Source organism: Leptospira kirschneri serovar Cynopteri str. 3522 CT (genome assembly GCF_000243695.2).
In the GTDB taxonomy this organism is placed as follows: Bacteria; Spirochaetota; Leptospiria; order Leptospirales; family Leptospiraceae; genus Leptospira; species Leptospira kirschneri.
Genome location: NZ_AHMN02000004.1, coordinates 22913 through 39642, shown reverse-complemented (window position 1 = coordinate 39642; position 16730 = coordinate 22913). Strand labels below are relative to the sequence as shown.

At 35.6% G+C, this 16730-nt stretch carries 13 protein-coding genes, 2 pseudogenes and 1 riboswitch; of the genes and pseudogenes, 5 read left to right on the top strand and 10 right to left on the bottom strand.

What is annotated here, in order from left to right:
• Positions 1-7: 7 nt before the first annotated feature.
• The 10 genes and pseudogenes from rsfS to LEP1GSC049_RS223740 all read right to left on the bottom strand — a co-directional run bounded on the left by rsfS (position 8) and on the right by LEP1GSC049_RS223740 (position 12036).
• The gene (rsfS, locus tag LEP1GSC049_RS223695) at positions 8-379 is read right to left on the bottom strand and encodes a ribosome silencing factor (RefSeq protein ID WP_016560478.1); all 372 of its coding nucleotides are present in this window, start codon (positions 377-379) and stop codon (positions 8-10) included.
• Positions 380-385: 6 nt separating this feature from the next.
• On the bottom strand, positions 386-1579 hold the full coding sequence (locus LEP1GSC049_RS223700; protein WP_004761661.1) for an LCP family protein: 1194 nt from the start codon (positions 1577-1579) through the stop codon (positions 386-388).
• A gap of 167 nt (positions 1580-1746) precedes the next feature.
• Complete coding sequence (locus LEP1GSC049_RS223705) at positions 1747-2262, bottom strand: MepB family protein (RefSeq protein ID WP_004754184.1); 516 nt, start codon at positions 2260-2262, stop codon at positions 1747-1749.
• A 256-nt stretch (positions 2263-2518) separates the two neighbouring features.
• Positions 2519-2968 carry an SRPBCC domain-containing protein gene (locus tag LEP1GSC049_RS223710; RefSeq protein WP_004755290.1) on the bottom strand — a complete coding sequence of 150 codons (450 nt, stop codon included), beginning with the start codon at positions 2966-2968 and terminating at the stop codon, positions 2519-2521.
• A 138-nt stretch (positions 2969-3106) separates the two neighbouring features.
• Complete coding sequence (locus tag LEP1GSC049_RS223715) at positions 3107-3763, bottom strand: ankyrin repeat domain-containing protein (protein ID WP_004759355.1); 657 nt, start codon at positions 3761-3763, stop codon at positions 3107-3109.
• Between the two features lie 660 nt (positions 3764-4423).
• Positions 4424-5587, bottom strand: coding sequence for a YncE family protein (locus LEP1GSC049_RS223720; RefSeq protein ID WP_004763015.1), 1164 nt, complete (start codon positions 5585-5587; stop codon positions 4424-4426).
• A 1-nt stretch (position 5588) separates the two neighbouring features.
• A complete protein-coding gene (locus LEP1GSC049_RS223725) occupies positions 5589-7712 on the bottom strand; it encodes a TonB-dependent receptor plug domain-containing protein (RefSeq protein WP_016560514.1) in 2124 nt (707 codons plus the stop codon).
• A 104-nt stretch (positions 7713-7816) separates the two neighbouring features.
• Positions 7817-7995, bottom strand: a riboswitch (cobalamin riboswitch).
• A 307-nt stretch (positions 7996-8302) separates the two neighbouring features.
• Positions 8303-8850: pseudogene (locus LEP1GSC049_RS2000000225365) on the bottom strand (leucine-rich repeat domain-containing protein).
• Between the two features lie 195 nt (positions 8851-9045).
• A complete protein-coding gene (locus tag LEP1GSC049_RS223735; RefSeq protein WP_016560444.1) occupies positions 9046-9939 on the bottom strand; it encodes a leucine-rich repeat domain-containing protein in 894 nt (297 codons plus the stop codon).
• A gap of 423 nt (positions 9940-10362) precedes the next feature.
• Complete coding sequence (locus LEP1GSC049_RS223740) at positions 10363-12036, bottom strand: methyl-accepting chemotaxis protein (RefSeq protein WP_016560472.1); 1674 nt, start codon at positions 12034-12036, stop codon at positions 10363-10365.
• A gap of 108 nt (positions 12037-12144) precedes the next feature.
• Here LEP1GSC049_RS223740 and LEP1GSC049_RS2000000225360 point away from each other — a divergent pair.
• From LEP1GSC049_RS2000000225360 to LEP1GSC049_RS223760, 5 genes and pseudogenes are all read left to right on the top strand, one after another.
• Positions 12145-12409 (top strand): annotated as a pseudogene (locus tag LEP1GSC049_RS2000000225360) (hypothetical protein).
• A gap of 1385 nt (positions 12410-13794) precedes the next feature.
• Positions 13795-13983 carry a hypothetical protein gene (locus LEP1GSC049_RS2000000228980; RefSeq protein WP_004755434.1) on the top strand — a complete coding sequence of 63 codons (189 nt, stop codon included), beginning with the start codon at positions 13795-13797 and terminating at the stop codon, positions 13981-13983.
• 529 nt (positions 13984-14512) lie between these two features.
• Entirely contained in the window at positions 14513-14938 is a 426-nt protein-coding gene (locus tag LEP1GSC049_RS223750) for an LIC11213 family lipoprotein (protein WP_004761477.1), read from the top strand.
• Positions 14935-15507 (top strand): YceI family protein, encoded by a 573-nt coding sequence (locus LEP1GSC049_RS223755; RefSeq protein WP_016560496.1) that lies wholly within the window; start codon positions 14935-14937, stop codon positions 15505-15507. The genes LEP1GSC049_RS223750 and LEP1GSC049_RS223755 overlap by 4 nt, the downstream gene beginning before the upstream one ends.
• Entirely contained in the window at positions 15504-16568 is a 1065-nt protein-coding gene (locus tag LEP1GSC049_RS223760; protein WP_004754833.1) for a DUF5777 family beta-barrel protein, read from the top strand. Before LEP1GSC049_RS223755 ends, LEP1GSC049_RS223760 begins: the two co-directional genes overlap by 4 nt.
• The last annotated feature ends 162 nt before the right edge of the window (positions 16569-16730 follow it).

The following is a 16730-nucleotide window of genomic DNA, read 5'->3' as shown; positions in this document are numbered from 1 at the left end:
GCTCCTTTTAGAGTTCGATTCTCTTGGCGTCCCGCCAGAGCCTATCTAAATTATAATATTCTCTTTTTTCCGGAGTCATGATATGAACGATAATTTCTCCGAAATCTAAAAGAGTCCAACCGGAAGTTGTGGACGTTCCGGTTTTATCCGCTTCTTTGTGCGAAAGTTTATATTCTTTTAATGTTTTTCTAACTTCTCTTGCAACCGCGTTGGCTTGAACTGCAGAGTTGACTGTACAAATGACAAAATAACTCAGATAACTGTTTACACTTTCAAGATTTAAAATGCTTATTTCTTCGCACTTTTTATCCGTCATTATATCTCGTATGATCCGAAGAATTTCTTCGGTAGTAGGGTTTTGTTTATGGGTAGGATTCATGAATTTTTATTTTCTAGGTTCGTAATCAGAGCCTACTACAACTGTAGCATCTAAGCCCAGATCCTTTCTGAGTACGTGATGAACTTCAACTTTTTCTAATACGGTTGAAATACGATCCATGATCGCTGTGTTACCGGAACGATCGATCACCACAGTTTTAGGAAATCCTTTTTTCCAAGCATTATCCGCCGCGAGAACTTTAATTCTTTTATCCGAAAGAATTCCACGAACGTCTTTTGCAAGTCCAGCCACTTCAGTTCCGTTTAACACTTCTGTCCTTGCAAACTCCGCGTCCGTAAAAACGTCAGAATTCATATCCTTTGAAAACTTACGAAAAGCGACCCTTGCTCTTGTAATATCTGTTTTTAGATAGAGTTTCTTCGTTTTAGGATCGTTCATCGGTTCGCCTGGAAGTTCCGAAATTCCAAATTGAATTCTTCTGGAATTGACAAACTTGATCAGACTTAAAAAATCTTCTTTGGAAAGATCGGATTCGATCAGACTGTGTGCAAAAATCAGAAGAGGTGTAGTTAAGAATTCTTTTTTTTGAGAAAGAGTTTCGTAAAGAGTCAGCACCACACTTTCTTGACGACTGATTCTTTCTAAGTAATCCAAAGTTTCTTTTTTATCTATCTTACTCGTGTAGTCGTAGACATCTTGTCCGGACATAGTATAAACCCCGGGCTCTCGATTGTACTCCGAAGAACTACGAACGGTTTTATTGTCGGTATAAACGTCTAAACCGCCTAAAAGATCCACGATTCGAATCCATTGAGAAGAAGAAATGGAAATCGTATAATGAGGTTTTGTGTCGATCAAATCGGTGACCGCACTTTTGACCGAAGATTTGGCTCCGGACTTGAGAAGATCTAAAGAATCGTCCGGGTCGTCAAACGAAGTGATCGGATGAATGAAGTATAACGCACAACGGTTGTTAGACGGAAAAAGAGTCGCTAAAAGACCGAACTCGTATTCCTCGGAATCGCCCATCGCGTGAAATAAAAAATAGATCGGTTTACCGGCCGCAATTTTCTCTTCCAGTCCGGTTCGATTGAATTTACCGATTAAAAAAATAAGAGCTGAAAATAATAGAATTCCGGCTGCGATATAAAGCAACCAACCCGATTTTTTTTTTGAAGATTCTTTAGATTCCAAACCTACACTCCGATTCCATTCCAATCCGCAAAACCAGTCTGTCAAACGGTTATTTTTAGTTCTCCTTTCGTTTCAAGAATCATCACGTCGATTAAAATTATAAATTCCAAAAAATCGATTCTATTGGTTATTCAAAATCGAACTTGTTTTTTAAATATTGTGATTCAATCGATCTGATTTTTGAAGTCTTATTCAAAATTCTAAAGATAAAATCACAGTTTTAAAAAATGTTTTACACGATCCGCTTTGTTCGAATCCTTTTTAAGATTTTCTAAAAAATATTCCAACTGCCACTTCTGAGTTTTTTTAGCCTGCTGATTGTAAGGAACATCCCAAGAAGGATAAACCCTAAATCCTAACTTCCCTTCCTTATTTCCATTTAGAATTCCTTGTCGAAGTAAAACATCTTTCGTAAATATAAACTGTCCTGTATGATTTTTATCATATATGAATATGATAAAATAATCGATCCCGTCTTGAATATCGTAGGGCTGGATCTGGCCTTGAACGTTCCGCTTCCATAGAGTCACAAACTGTCCTACTTTTTTAGGTGTGATTTTTGCGACACGGAAAGTGACCTTCCATTTTTTTAATTTAAAATTACAGGCTCCATAATCGGAACCTTCGTTTTCAAAAAACAGACTTTCTACTGAAACGTCGCAAGGTTTTAATACATTTTTTTGAAAGTTGTCTAAAATTTCGATGAGTTCCGTTCTAGTAAGTTTCATTTTTATTCTGAACCACGAATGTACAAAACTCAAGATAGTTTGATTTTGATAAAGTAAACTTTTAATTAGGAAGGATACCTTTCATAGAAATTAATTTACACCTAAATTCAAAGTGTTCCATTCAGGTTCAGTCGAATATTCTAATTTTATTTAGATTCTATTGAACCTAAGTTTGAGCTTTCTAAAATTACTTGGAAACTATAGAATCAAGAATCCAATCAATAAATTTATACATCAAAAATAGAGTGTTGATAAACTACCTTTCACACAAATCTTTAAGAGACTTTAAAGCCTTAGGCCACATTTCTTCGAACATGGTCTTATGTTCTTCGATCGTTTGCATTTCTATAATCAACTTTGTTTTTCTATCAGATTCTTCTTGAAACGTATAGTTTTCAAAAGCGGGAGTCCACTTTTTTACTTCCTCGCTTTCGGTATCAATCACACCGTCGGATATAAAACCGATATGTTCTATGGAAATAAATTTATAAGGTACGTTTTCCCGAATTATAGAATACATTCCTTGTAACTTTCCATCATGCGGACCCAAAAAACGAATTTCACTTCCTTTTTCCCAACTTCCTTCGTAATAGGAACCTTCATGAAACTCTCGGCTCCAAATTCTATAACTCGAATCTTCAAACATTTTATGCCAAACGGTTTTTACGTCTGCGTCGATTAAAATCGAAAAACGAATTGTTTCCATACATTACTCCATAAATTCAACAATCTTTTATTATCCATAAGACTTTTATAAACTTAAAGCCGACGATCTTAAAATCAAATTTTTATATAAAACTTTCATTGTTTTCAGATCTTATAGTTAGGCTCTCAGAGTTGGCTTTCAAACCTCTAATAATTTCGCTTCTGCCATATTCCCTTTTTCAAATGCGATTGTATACGGAGTTTGTTCCTCGGAACTGATCAACTTTTTATCCGCTCCCTTTTTTAAAAGTAACCGTATAATGTCCCCGCTTCCGGATCGACTTGCGGCGATGTGCAAAGGTGTAATTCCTCCCGGATTTTGAAGTGAGTTCGGGTCCGCTCCTTTTTCTAAAAGTAGCTCCACGACTTCTTTTTTTCCGGTCGCCACCGCGGAATGTAACGCAGTATTTCCGTAAGACAGCTTACTTTTTGAGGTAAGACTAAGATCCGCTCCGGAGAATATTAGGAATTTTGCAATTTCTAAATGACCGAAGTAAGAGGCAAGATGTAATGCGGACCAACCGTCCGTAGATAAAGAATTGACCAAGTCTATTGATTTAGAAATCAGTCTTTTTGTTTCTTCTAAATCTCCTAAAGCTACGGCTTCGAAAAGGTTTCTACTGGGACTGATTTCGTAAATCTCTTTAGAAATATCTAATTTTCCGTAATAAAGAGAAAATAAAACGGGGGTGATCCCTTCTTCGGTTAAACTCTGAAAAAGGTTAGGATCTCTTTTTAATAGTCCGATCACTTTCGCCTTTTGACCGCTCGCTATCGCCTGAAAAATTTCCTGCATAGATTACCTTTTCTTTTTTGAAAGAGGATTAGACCCAATTTTTGGAAAAAATTCAAGTGAATTCTTACAACTTAATTCAACCCGGTTAAAAAAACTGTGGAAAAAATTTATTTCTACTCTCTACGACGGTCCTTTTCAAAAGGATCGAATTTGTTTTTATAAAATTTAATTTTCGAGAAAAAAATAAAATAACGTGAGTTCAACTTAATAAAATTAGGGCGAATCCGGCTTGCCACAGGCAGCCGGACCAGGCTCTTTAGCTTCTGTCAAGTTATCGTGAAACTACAGAATCAGATTCAATTTTCATAAAATACCAATAACTTGATCCTAAAACGCAACCTGTCGAGCGACCGTAGAAGCGAGACGCTGAGTTCAGGAAAGCGTTGTGCTTTAGTTCATTCATCGATCCCTTTCGCGTTATATCGAACTCACATTAAAATAGTTCTATTTCAGTTCCATCCAACTCAAAGTATATTTTATCGAATGTAACTTTTGAATCCTCAATCAATTGTATGAGTTCCCACATCTATTTTTTACGAAAAAATTGACCTAAAATTTTTTTACGTACTGCTCACGTTAATTTTATAGAGATGAGTAAAAATCTCTTATAAATTAATAGACATAGATTTTTTTAAAACTATACTACTTTAGATTTTCAATCTATTTTAATTCTATAATATCATAGGGTTGAAGATCGACCGAAATAGGAGTGGGAGTCAACAATCGATTCCCTCTTTCGGTGTCAAACATAGTTACTCCCGGTTGTTGAAACTGTGTATTCCCCACATATAAAATTTGATCCGATGCCAATAGAACACTGGAAAGACTCGCGTCGTAACTTGTAGGAATTGTAAGTAAGGTGGAAATTTTTTCTCCCGTACTCGGATTGAATACCTGTAAGGTTTTAGTAAATCCGGAATCCAATACCGCTACGTAACCCATCGTGTCGGATTTGATCTGAACGGATAATATATCTCCTCCTGCAATCGTCTCTGAATATAAAAATCTAGAAACAAAAGTTCGAGTCGATAATCGAAACGCGCTCACTCCTCCATCGATCTGACTTTGAAATCCCATTCTAGCGGGAGTCGCAATGATAAGATGAGATTCTCCGAAAAGTTCCACGAGTTGCGGTTTTCCGACCGGATTAGAACTTGGGAAAGTATAAGTTCCGACCACTTGATCCGTAGATATATTGAGTTCCAACAAAATAGAATTCGTGTTCGGTGGAAAGTATCCGGAAGGATCGTTTCGATCTAATCTTTGTAAACATACAAAGAGAGAATCCCCCACTATTTTTAATCCGCTCATTTCCGGAATTCCGTCCGGAGAAGCTCCAAGAGAAAAAGATTCCGCATAACTTCCTAAATCAATAAAACCAGTGATCGTCATATAGGTCGGATCTACGATCATCAATTGATTGGCCCCATAAAGACTCACGTAAGCTTTGGATGCACTTGCAAATTCCATATCCACAGGATTGACTTTAGAACCGAGCGAAAGTTCCGAAGTGGTGATAAATCCATAATTCGGGTCCAATACCTGAATACTATCCCGATTCAATCGATTTAATACATATACTTTTCCGTTTCCAAATCGGGCGACCGCATCCGAATGGATCGGAGTCAATCCGGGATAAGTGTAAAAAAGAGTTGGATTGATTACTTTAAACCGACCTCCTCCTCCGAAATCCGTGGTAACCACTCCTATGTTTCCAGGTAAATTTTGAATCAGAAGCAGACTTAAAAAAGAAGGCCTTTCAATGTCTCTACAAAATACATTCAAAAAAAAGAATAAAATAAAAACCTTAAATTTTGTCCTCATCTTAAAATCTCATACTCAAAGTTGTGTACCAGCTTCTTCCAGGTAAAGGATAGCCAATCAGATCGGATATTCTTTTATCTGTAAAATTTTTGACTTCAAAGGTTAAAAGAACCTCTCTCGTTATCTCTTTCGAATTTCCGTTTAAATCAGAATCTTTCGATTCAGAGTCAAGTACCCAAGTGAAAAAATAATTCCAGATCTGTCTTTCCGGAATATAATTGATATATTCGTTGGTCCTATCCCTGAACACGGCTCCGATATACAATAATTCTATTCCGGTTTCCAGTTTCTTTCCTTTCCAGGAAAACGTGCTAGAAAATTCGTGTCTGGGTCTCAAAGGAAGTGTTTTTCCATGTAAATACGGAGAAGAAGAAGTATTGATAGCTTCTTGATACGTATAGTTGAATAAAAATTTAATTCCGTATTTCCAATCTCCTCTATGAGAAAATTCTAATCCTCTAATTTTAGCGGAATCTACATTTTCCGGCCTGAGCGTAAACTGGGAATTTGGCAAAAACAAGATCATATCCCTCATGTCTTTTTTAAAACAAGAAACACTCGTTTTTGTTTTTAAGAATGAATGATTCGTTTTATATATAAAACCTGCGTCTCCGTTTTCGCTTTGTTCCGGTTTTAAGTTGGGATTTGCGACGATACTTCCTTGCTCCCCAAACATTTCTAAAAAAGAAGGAATCCTATATTGTCTGGACGCGTTTGCTTGAAACTGAACATCCCAACTTTCTTTTTCGAATACCTTCCAAACAAAACCTAATTTAGGATTTGTGAATGTAGTTTTTTTTAGATCACTCGCAAGCGGATCCTGTCTTCGATACCAGGGTTCCTCGGAAGGAAAACGATCCTTATAGTGATCCCAAGTCACAGAAGGTATCAAAAGTATTTTCGAATTCCAAAAACGGATTTCGTCTTCCAGACGAAAGGAGGAATAAGTTCTTTCTTTTTTAGGTTCCACCCTTCCTACTACATTAGAAGAAGTCAACCTCTCCCGATCGAAGGATTCTTTTTCCAAAGACATAAATCCCCTCAAGATCTGATGATAGTCGGTTAAGTATAAGGTAGGTATAATTTGAAAACCGGCTTGCCTGATTTCCGCTCTGGAATTCGGAGTTCCTTTAGAAAATTCAGAAAGAGGATCGTAAAGATCATCTTTAGCCGCCGTATAAAAACTTCTGGTTTCCAACCGAAAGGAATCTACAAACAGCCCTTTAGTGTCTGTAGCAAAAGAACTCGTATTTCTGTCGTATTTTCGATGAACCCTATCTGTCTGATTGGATCCAGGCCCGGGAAGTCCGTGAATTCTATGGTTGAAATCATTTAAGAACTTCAGTTCCGTTTTTCCGATCTGGTATTTTAGAGATCCAAAAAGAGCCGCTCTTTCAAAGGCCGCATTTTTTCTTCTATCAATAGTATCGTCTAACGTGTTTAAAACGACTGTTCCGTGATCGTTTTTATAGGAAAAATTCTGATCGGACTTTTCACCTAACACTAAAAAGCTGGTTCCTATTCCTTTGTAGTTACCAGTATGAGAAACACTCGCCTTTCCAGTGTTAAATGATCCTCCCCCTAAATTGATTCTGGTTTTTGGCTTTTGGGAATCCTTTTTGGTTACCAGATTGACAGAACCCCCGATCGCAGATCCCGAAAAACCGATCGGGTTTCCGGATCTATATACTTCCACACTTTCTAAACTATCAAAAGGAAGATCCGCGAGATTTACTTCTCCTCCTTGTGAATTGTTCAGCGGAATCCCGTCCAAATAGATTCTAGACTGATTCGGATTTGTACCACGAATAGAAAGTGTAGAATAGGATCCCAATCCGCCGAAAGACCGGACCCTAAGACCGGCCTCTCTTTCCAATACCTCCGGCAATGACGTATAACGCGCAGAGGTTTCGTCCAATTGAATTGCAGTCTGAAACCCGCTCGGATTGGAACGGAAATTTTGGGGACCGGAATTTGAAACCTTTCCAATCACTTGAACGGTTTCCGTCTTTGGAGAGGAAACCACGTTTGAAGTATGATCCTGTGAGTTTAAAGTTTTACCCAATACGGGGAAAAATAGAATTACAGAATATTTTAAAATTTGAATGTATCGATTTGATCCCATTTTTATTTGGGGTAAGGGATCGAAAAATCGGTAATTCCCCATTGGGAATATAGTAAACGTAGGCCTATTTTTCAAACCCGACCTTAACTCCCGAAAGTCCCATCAGTTTGTATTTTAACTCGTTAGGTCTTCTGGCTTTCGTCAATTTCGCTGCCTTCCCGCATTTTACGCAGTGGCTTTTTTTGCGAAATCTTGTTCGACGATTACAGCTGCGGGTTCAGCTCCGGATTTGAACCGGATTCCCTTCCTCTTTAGAGGATAAAACAAGTTTTCCGTTCCAAGATTTCTAAATAGGACTTCGCAAGCAAGAGAAATCTGTTGAGAAAAGAGGAAAGATTCGGCGAGAAAACTATAATGAATCGGACATGTTTGTAGATAAAAAAATGCTTTTGTTGAATCCAGGTTTTGATACTTCAAAGGATGATAAAAATCCATTTTTGAATTCTACTTTTGAAACAGAATTAAAAACAGCGCGTTTAACAGCAACTTGTAACATTCAAAGATCATCGTTTATTACATTAACGTAAACATCCCGAGGGCGAATTCGTAATTTCCAAATGTTTTTGAAAGTTCGTATAATAAGTCGTTATTCAGAAATAGATGATAGAACATTTTGGAAGTAACTTTCGAATTCTCTTTTTCTCTTTGACCGAAAGAGAATTGGAACTCAAATCCAACTCTTTTAAATTCCGTAGTTCTCCGATTTCTTTAGGAACTGTCGTAAGTGAATTGCTCCCTAAATTCAACTCTGTTAAATTTTGTAGATTTCCGATTTGTCTCGGAAGATTTTTAAATCCTTGACCGTTCAAATGCAGAATACGAACATCCGAAGAATTTTGGAAGCCTCTATTAAATTTGTGTAAGCTTTTACTTCCACAATTTGCTCTTGCGCTTCGACCTCGTTGAAGAAAAAAAAGATAGAAATCAAAAGAACCATTCCGATTTTTTTAAAACGAATCTGTGTTGTAAAAAAGTTCATGCGACGGATTTTCCAAATCAAAATTTTATTGCAATGAACAAAAGAGGATACGCGTTGTTTCAGCGAAATATTTTTTTCAATGAAGGAAGTAATTTTGCAATACTTTAAGCGATCGCGCTTTTTGTTCCAAGTTCTGAATGCCGAACCATAAGAAGACATTTACACTATTTTTATAGAACTTAGTAAAACGGCTCTCTTCTCCTAAGGGTCGCGTTTTAGGATCAAGTTATTGGTATTTTATGAAAATTGAATCTGATTCTGTAGTTTCACAATAACTTGACCGAAGCTAAAGAGCCTGGTCCGGCTGCCTGTGGCAAGCCGGATTCGCCCTAATTTTATTACGTAAAACTCACGTTAATTAACTACTCTTACATTACAACCTTCAGGAAACTGACTTAAATCCAAATGGGCATGTTTGGGAACGATTAATTCTTTTAACATAGGAAGATTATACAATACATCAACACGATTTGATATACGGGTAACTCCTGCAAACACAACATACTCTAGACGTTTCAAATGACGAACCGGTTCCAGAGATTCCAGTTTTAATCCAATCATAGATAAAATGTTTAACGCGATACAATTTTCGATTCCATTCAACGAGATTATCTTTTTACAGGAATCAACCCTCAAATCTAAAAGAGAAGAACAAAGCGAAAGTCCATCCAAAGACCGAATATTTGGAATCCTTGTCAATCTCAATGATTCGATATTAGTAGGTATGCCAGTAAGACTATTTATCTTTCCTCCGTGTAACCATAAATGCTTCAAGTCTTTCAAATTCATCATACCTTTCAAATTTTCAAAGACACATCCACGTAAAGATACATTTTTAAGTTTTTTAAGTTCAAAAATATTCTCTGCACCTTGTACCCAATGGTCTAAAAAAATCTCTTCAAGATTTTGCAAATGTAATAACACATCTCCCAATCCGGCCGAAACCCTATCTATTCTTAATTTTTTAAGATTGGTTATTAGACTAAGAGCAGAAAAATCTTTGATATTTGAAGTCAAAATCCATAGTGACTGCACCGATGGAAGGTATTCTAAAAAATTAATATTGGAAAGCGAAACAAAACCAACAACGACTTCCGTAATAACAAACCTACATTCATAAAATCTAATGGAATTCAAAAAATCGGAAAGTTCCCAGATTCGAATGGGAGAAGAGTTATCTTTTTCGGAAAGAAATACCTTAGTGTCTGAGTTAGAATCGACGTGAATAGATCCTATTGTTAATTTCATATTGATTCTTAGTTTTATCTTCTAAAAATTCATTCAGTAAAATTTTTCAGATCGGAAATCTGAGATAAAAATCTCAAAAATGAACTCTGTATTGAAAATTTAAAGAATAGGATCATCCTCTAATTTCATCAACAACGCGTCTTAAAATCTAATTGTATTTTATCAAAAAGAGTATGCTGCAAGAACCGTCCCAGTTTTGGAACAGGTTCTAAGATTTTTTTTCAATCTATAAGATTACTGACCTCTATAAAATTGAGTACCGTTAATTCTATCGCAAAATGCTGATTCTATGTAAAATATTAAGTACTTTATTATATAGTTAAGATTAAGACTCAAAAGAAAGATAACTCTGTAAAAACAATTGATAATTCGTAGATACAGAGTTACCAGTTCACAACTTATTTTTAAAAAATAGAAAGGGTTTCAACTCTTCAGAAAATTCATTGTATCTTGCAGTTTTTTTGCAATCTGCAAAAGACCAATTGCACTTCCTGCGATTTCTTCCGAATTTGCAGCGCTGTTTTGAACCGTAATGGAAATATTAGAAACCGCGTTTGCAGTTTCCGAAACTGCAATTTTTTGTTCTTTAACAGAACTGCGTATATCTTCCGACTTCTCATACACCTGATCCACTCCAGAACGAATCTTATCCTTTTTCTCTTGCTGAAGCGCCATCGTAGCTACAATTTGATTAGAAGATTCTTTCAGATGCTCCAAACCACTTAAAATTTCAGCATACACACGAACAGAATTTTCTACGATCTTTCTACCCGTTTCGATTTCCGCATTGCTCGTTTTAATCAGTTCTTCGATTGTCATCGCACTGGAATCCGTTTGTTCCGCTAACCTTGTAATTTCACTCGCTACTACGGCAAAACCTCTGCCGTGTTCTCCCGCCCTTGCCGCTTCGATCGCAGCATTCAGTGCAAGTAAATTCACTTTTTCTGATATTTCTTTGATGATCGCAGTAATGGATTGCATCTCGACAGAACTACTTTCGATCTTTTCCATACTATCGGAAAGATCCCCCATCGTTTTTTTACCGGAATCCGTTTTCAGATACATATCCGAAATTTTTTCCAAAGAATTTTTTACCGCATCCCCTACCTTGTTAATCATTCCTTCCAGCTCTCGCATTTCTCCGTTAAACGAAGAAATCAAAGCGTATTGGGATTCGGCGTTTCGATTTACATATTCCATTCCGGAACTGATCTCTTCCACAGACGCCGATATTTCCTCGATCGAGGCCGATTCCGATTGTGCGTTAGCCGAAAGATGATCCGCAGACTTAGAAAGTTGTTCAGAAGCAGCCAGAATACTTTCGGAAAAGTTCAAAATCGTATTCAACATTTCTCTAACTTTGATCTGGAACAAACGAAACGCCAGATGTAAAAGATAAAGTTCGTCCTTTTTATTTGAGTCTTCCTCTACTTCTACAGGATGAGAAAAATCCGCGTTCTTGACTGCATTACTTACCGTATTTAATCCTTTGACTAATCGAATTGAGTAAAACACAGCGATCAAAAAAATATAGGTCAAAGTAATACCAGAGAGAAGAATAAACAAAAACCAACTATAGGTGAATTCCTTTTCCGCTCTGATGTAGATCGTATCCGTAATCTTAAGTTGAAGTTGAATCAGCTCTTCGATTTTATTCGTCACTGGATCAATTCTAGGATACAAACGATTGTCCGCAAACGCTCCTAATTCCTGAAAGTTTTTGGTAACCATCAGTTCTCTGGCTTCTGTTACGGCGGCGTTAGAAGCATCAAAAAGAGGAGTCAAATCTCGGATAATTGCTTCTTCTTCCGGAGCTAGACGAGTTCCCATATAGGCGGTCCATTCCTCCTGAATCCCTGAAGTCGCCTTATCGAGGTTAACGACTCCTTCTTCCGGTGTGAAAGTGCCACTTCTTACTTTATGAACACAGTCTACGATAAAAATCGCATAAAGATCGGATATCTTCTTCAATTGTTTCAGAGGAATTACACGATCCTCGTAAATTGTTTCGATGTCCTCAATCCTATCTTTAGTGTTCGTTAAAGCCAGTGCAACTAAGATAGCAATCGGTATTAGTACCGATCCAAATAGAAGCATTAGCTTTGTTCTTATTCCCAGTCTCTGCATGAATATATATATAGTTTTCATAGAATTTAAAGCGTTTCATGGTTGCCTTGATATATACTCAGTCAAGTTTTTTAAAAATTGAATCTCTTTTTAAGAGTACAAATTTATAAAGTAAGTAAACTTGAAGTTAGAGAGATGTCAAATCTTCAAAACTTTAGAAAGACTCTAAACATAAGGATTAGCTCCGGCATATACAAAGGTTTATTTTTGAACTCACTGAAAGAACGTTCATCTTTTTATGACGAAATAAAATTCATAAATGATTCATTTTCTTTTTTATAATTTATTTCAAAAATATACAACACATCTTAAACCTAATAAAATTATAAAAAAGAACTTTTGAGAAAGACTTTTACATTTTTTAAATGGAACCTTTTCTTAAAACTCTAAAAGACAAATCTCAAAATCGAACAAAAAGATAGTATCTAATAGATCATTGTATAGAGTTTATATTGATTTACCTTTTCAGTCTCTTAGAAAGGTTGAGACTAAACTTTGAAGCAGTTTTTAAGCCTGAATCTAAAACTTACATTATAAATCAGTCTACTATTTTGAAAACAAATCCTCGTTTAGACGTAGAATTCAGAAATCTATGGATATAGAATTTAATCACTGCTAATTATGTAACAGAGTTCTCATTTTTACTACTCGGACACATGAAGATAGTATCCAATTATTAACGGCCGAATTTGGGATTAGGCATTTTAGAGCAGGACCCAAACATTCAAATTTTTGAAACAATCTAACCCAAGTATTCTATTTATACGTCCGAGTAGTAGTATATTTACCGCCGCTTTCTTCAAAAGGAAAGGATTCTAATCAATTGTCGTATTAAAAAATCAGTTTCAATTTTTTAAAAGGAAATCGTATACAAATACAATCACAGTTTTCCTAAACCTTTTACATTTTTAATTCCAAAAATCCACGTTCTTTTTTATCAAAATCCAAAAATTAAAGCTTTCAATCTACCATCGGACCAATTCAATAACCTGCTTTGTTTTGATAGAAATTAGTTACATTATAATTTTAAAATATACTTAAAATATATTTATCCCAAAAAACAAACAATTACTCACAATTAGATTGATCCTATGCCGAACTCAGAGCAAAAAGATATTCGCCTTTCTAGTCGAGCGCCATATCAGACTCTATCTAAAAATTAGAATATTAATAAAGTTTAACAATTAGAAACTACTACCTATCCCTATAAATTACTACCCGGACGCCTAAAAATAGTACTAAAAATGAATAATCTATTTTCGCAAAGATGTAGAAATTCTTAAAAATTACGTTTATCCTAGATTTGTCTCCTTTTTAAAGGAGATTCTAAATTTTAAAACAAGTTTGCAAAGTATTACTTTCGTGTGTCCGAGTAACAAATACCCGTAAATGTTGTGATAAGGCGTCGATTAACGTTAGTTCTGGATAATCCATGCGAAAGCGTAGAGAAACTAAAGCAGAACGTTCTCTATCATAACCAACCACACAAGTTGAAGAAGATTTTAAAATCAGAATTAAACTCACACAACTCTCTCTACAAATCTCGTTCAAGAACTAAAGCAAAACACTCTGCTAAGGGTCGAATTTTATATTAAAACTAAATATAATTATTATATAATAGAGTTGTTGAAAAATTCCATAGTGGCGATTAACAAAACTGCTTCAATTGTCGATTTGCATAAAATAGAAACAGATGGAGAATTAATTTTTCAACAACTCTAATATTTTATGCATTCAATTTTATTGGCCAGAGCCAAAGAGCGTGGTCCGGCGGCGGCGAATTCATCCAATCTTTCTTACGCAAAACTTCACTGGATTGGTGTGTCAAGATATTGCATTAGTGCTTTATTATATATTTCCGAACAATCAAGAATCTCTCAAAAGTTCGCAAACCATCTGGATGCACAGTTTTTATAAAAACTCCAGTACTTAATTAGAAACTTATAAAGTATTATCCGCTTAGAACTTTTGAGGTTTTACTCATCTCTATAAAATTGAGTACCATTAATTTTATCACAAAACACTGATTCCATACAAAAGATTAGGTACTTTATTATATAGTTATCCAAACTCCAAACCGGAATTCATCTCAAAATTCATAAACTGTTCTTTAAAAATGTTAGATCTATGAATTGATAAAAATTATATCCAATACCGTCTCAAATTGATTCCTTCTATTTTTTCAAAGCAAAATTTTCAGAAACGCTTCCAGAAAGTTTTGAAACGAAACGATTCAACAATCAAAATCATAAGACGTTTCTAAGAATTTTATAGATCTGATCTTTTCTAAAAAACAATCGGGCAGTACAAGCGATTTGTAAGTAAAATATTCCAATTTTCTTAAAAAGATTTTTTTTATAAAATTTAGAATTTAAGTTCATTATAAGATTGAAATTCAATAAAGGTATCACACCTATTGTAAATTCGTTTTTTAAGGGAGAATTGTATGAAAGAAATTTGTAAACCGTTTTCAATTGGAATTTTGATCTTTTGTATTTGTTCCATTTTATGGAGTTGTCAGGATGAAAAAAGCTCGGATAAGGAAGATTCCTTAAAACTTATGGCTTTTCTTTTGAATTCTACCGCACCTTTGCAAGAACCCACAAGCGCCGATTGTACCAATCCTGCTCCCGCATTTTCTACGTTAAACCAAGCGGGAACCAGCTCTTGTGCGACTTGTCACAATCCAAGTAACCTAAACGCTGGATTTGACGTAACTTCCTACAATTCGGTTCGTAGTCGTGTAACCGTAAACGATCCTAAAAACAGCCTTTTATTTCAAAAAATCAATACAGGTTCTATGAGAATCAACAATAACGACTCGATCAATAAAGCGGTTTTTTGTTGGATTTTGAAAGGAGCCAACCCTTGATTTTTAGAAGATTGATATATTCTATTTTTCTAATTTTTTTGACTTTTCAATTTGTTTTCCATTCTTCGTTACAAAGCGAAAAAAAACTTTCAGAAGAATGGATCGTTAAAGAAGCAGACATCCGTTTTTTAAGCGAGGCCCCCCAGGAAACGATCCGGGGAACCTTACAAAAGGCGGAAGGAAACGCGGATCTAAAATCAAAAAAATTTTCTTTTCAAATTAATCTTAACGATCTTAACGTTCCCAATCGATTGATGAATCAGCATATGCACGAAAATTATCTCGAAACAGAAAATTTTCCATACGCTACGTTTCAAGGAAACATTTTGAAATGGGACCTAACTTCTAAAACGGTGATCGTTGAAGGAGATTTTACCTTACACGGAATTACAAAAAAGAACGTTAGAGTTCAAGGTAACTTTGAGGAAAAAGAAAAAGATCTTTTGATCCATTCCGATTTTGAAATTTTACTGAGCGATTTTAAAATCGAAATTCCTAAATTAGTAATTTTGAAACTGAATGAAAAAATTAAAATCGAAACATTCGTTTTATGGCAATATAAAATATGATCTTTAAAAAAAATCCGCTCTTAGTCTCTTCTTTTACTTTATTGATCCTCTTATCTTTCTCTTTATCCGCGCAAGAACAAAGAAAATCTACGTTTTTAGGAAGTAGTTTGATTCATATGCCTAGCACCGAAGACGTTGGTAAAAACGGTTTGGATTTCCGATTCAATCACCGTTTCGGAAATGCAAAATCCACTTCTTACGATTTTTTCGGTTTAGACAACGGTGCCAATACTCAACTTTCTTTAGATTACGGTCTTACCGATCGAATTACAATCGGCATTGCTAGAACTTCGTTTCAAAAAACATACGAAGCAAGAGGTAAAATCCGCCTTTTAACTCAAGATTCTAATTTTCCAGTGACCATAAGTTTTTTCGGAGTTTTCGGTCAAGAAACGGAAGAACAATCTAAATTCTACGGTCCTTATCTTAAAGCCTCCACCGGTTTTCCGGGTTTTGATTCTCAATTAGAAAAGAGGTTGAATACTTACGAACTGTCTTACTCAGACAGACAAAGTTCCCTTGCTTCGTTTTTAGTTTCAAGAAGGTTCGGTGATGTGTTTTCTCTCCAGCTTTCTCCTATGTTTGTTCATAGAAATTTTGTCAAAGAACATCTTTCCAATGACAGAACCGGATTGGATGTTTCTTTTAGAATCCACGTTTTTAAACGTCTGGACTTTACGTTTGGAACAATTCTGACTCCTAAAAGAGATTATATAGGCGATTCTTACACGGCAGAAGATAGAAAAACGAAAATCAACGGTTTGGAATATTCTACTTCAGAAGCTAACGAACTAATTGCGAATGGAAGAACGTTAGACGTAATTATTAACAATATTCTACTTTCTAAACCAGTAGAATATATGTCCGTTCCTATGAGTTTTGGAGTCGACTTCGAAACCGGAGGCCATGTTTTTCAACTATTCGTGACGAACAGTAGATCCATCGCTCACACTCAGCTATTGCGTGGAGCCGACTATGACTACGATAAAAAAGAATGGACCTTGGGATTTAATATACACCGTTATTTTTCTTTGGAAAGTCAGGATTCAAAAACGAATTAGAAAAACCTCAAAAACTTTATAGATCGTAACTCTCACGACTTGTTAATGTTTGAACGTATAAAAATGGTTCCGAAAATTAGCGGCCAATCTTACAAAGATGCTTCAGTTCTTACAAATTTCACCTAACGTGTAATAGATGACTTTTGTTGGGTAAAACCACAC

Excerpts from the sequence above, each read along its gene's own strand:
- LEP1GSC049_RS223735 (WP_016560444.1), bottom strand. The coding sequence starts at position 9,939 with ATGAAATTAACAATAGGATCTATTCACGTCGATTCTAACTCAGACACT.
- LEP1GSC049_RS223705 (WP_004754184.1), bottom strand. The coding sequence starts at position 2,262 with ATGAAACTTACTAGAACGGAACTCATCGAAATTTTAGACAACTTTCAA.
- LEP1GSC049_RS223740 (WP_016560472.1), bottom strand. The coding sequence starts at position 12,036 with ATGCTTCTATTTGGATCGGTACTAATACCGATTGCTATCTTAGTTGCA.
- LEP1GSC049_RS223710 (WP_004755290.1), bottom strand. The coding sequence starts at position 2,968 with ATGGAAACAATTCGTTTTTCGATTTTAATCGACGCAGACGTAAAAACC.
- LEP1GSC049_RS223725 (WP_016560514.1), bottom strand. The coding sequence starts at position 7,712 with ATGGGATCAAATCGATACATTCAAATTTTAAAATATTCTGTAATTCTA.
- LEP1GSC049_RS2000000228980 (WP_004755434.1), top strand. The coding sequence starts at position 13,795 with ATGCATTCAATTTTATTGGCCAGAGCCAAAGAGCGTGGTCCGGCGGCG.
- LEP1GSC049_RS223760 (WP_004754833.1), top strand. The coding sequence starts at position 15,504 with ATGATCTTTAAAAAAAATCCGCTCTTAGTCTCTTCTTTTACTTTATTG.
- LEP1GSC049_RS223720 (WP_004763015.1), bottom strand. The coding sequence starts at position 5,587 with ATGAGGACAAAATTTAAGGTTTTTATTTTATTCTTTTTTTTGAATGTA.
- LEP1GSC049_RS223715 (WP_004759355.1), bottom strand. The coding sequence starts at position 3,763 with ATGCAGGAAATTTTTCAGGCGATAGCGAGCGGTCAAAAGGCGAAAGTG.
- rsfS (WP_016560478.1), bottom strand. The coding sequence starts at position 379 with ATGAATCCTACCCATAAACAAAACCCTACTACCGAAGAAATTCTTCGG.
- LEP1GSC049_RS223750 (WP_004761477.1), top strand. The coding sequence starts at position 14,513 with ATGAAAGAAATTTGTAAACCGTTTTCAATTGGAATTTTGATCTTTTGT.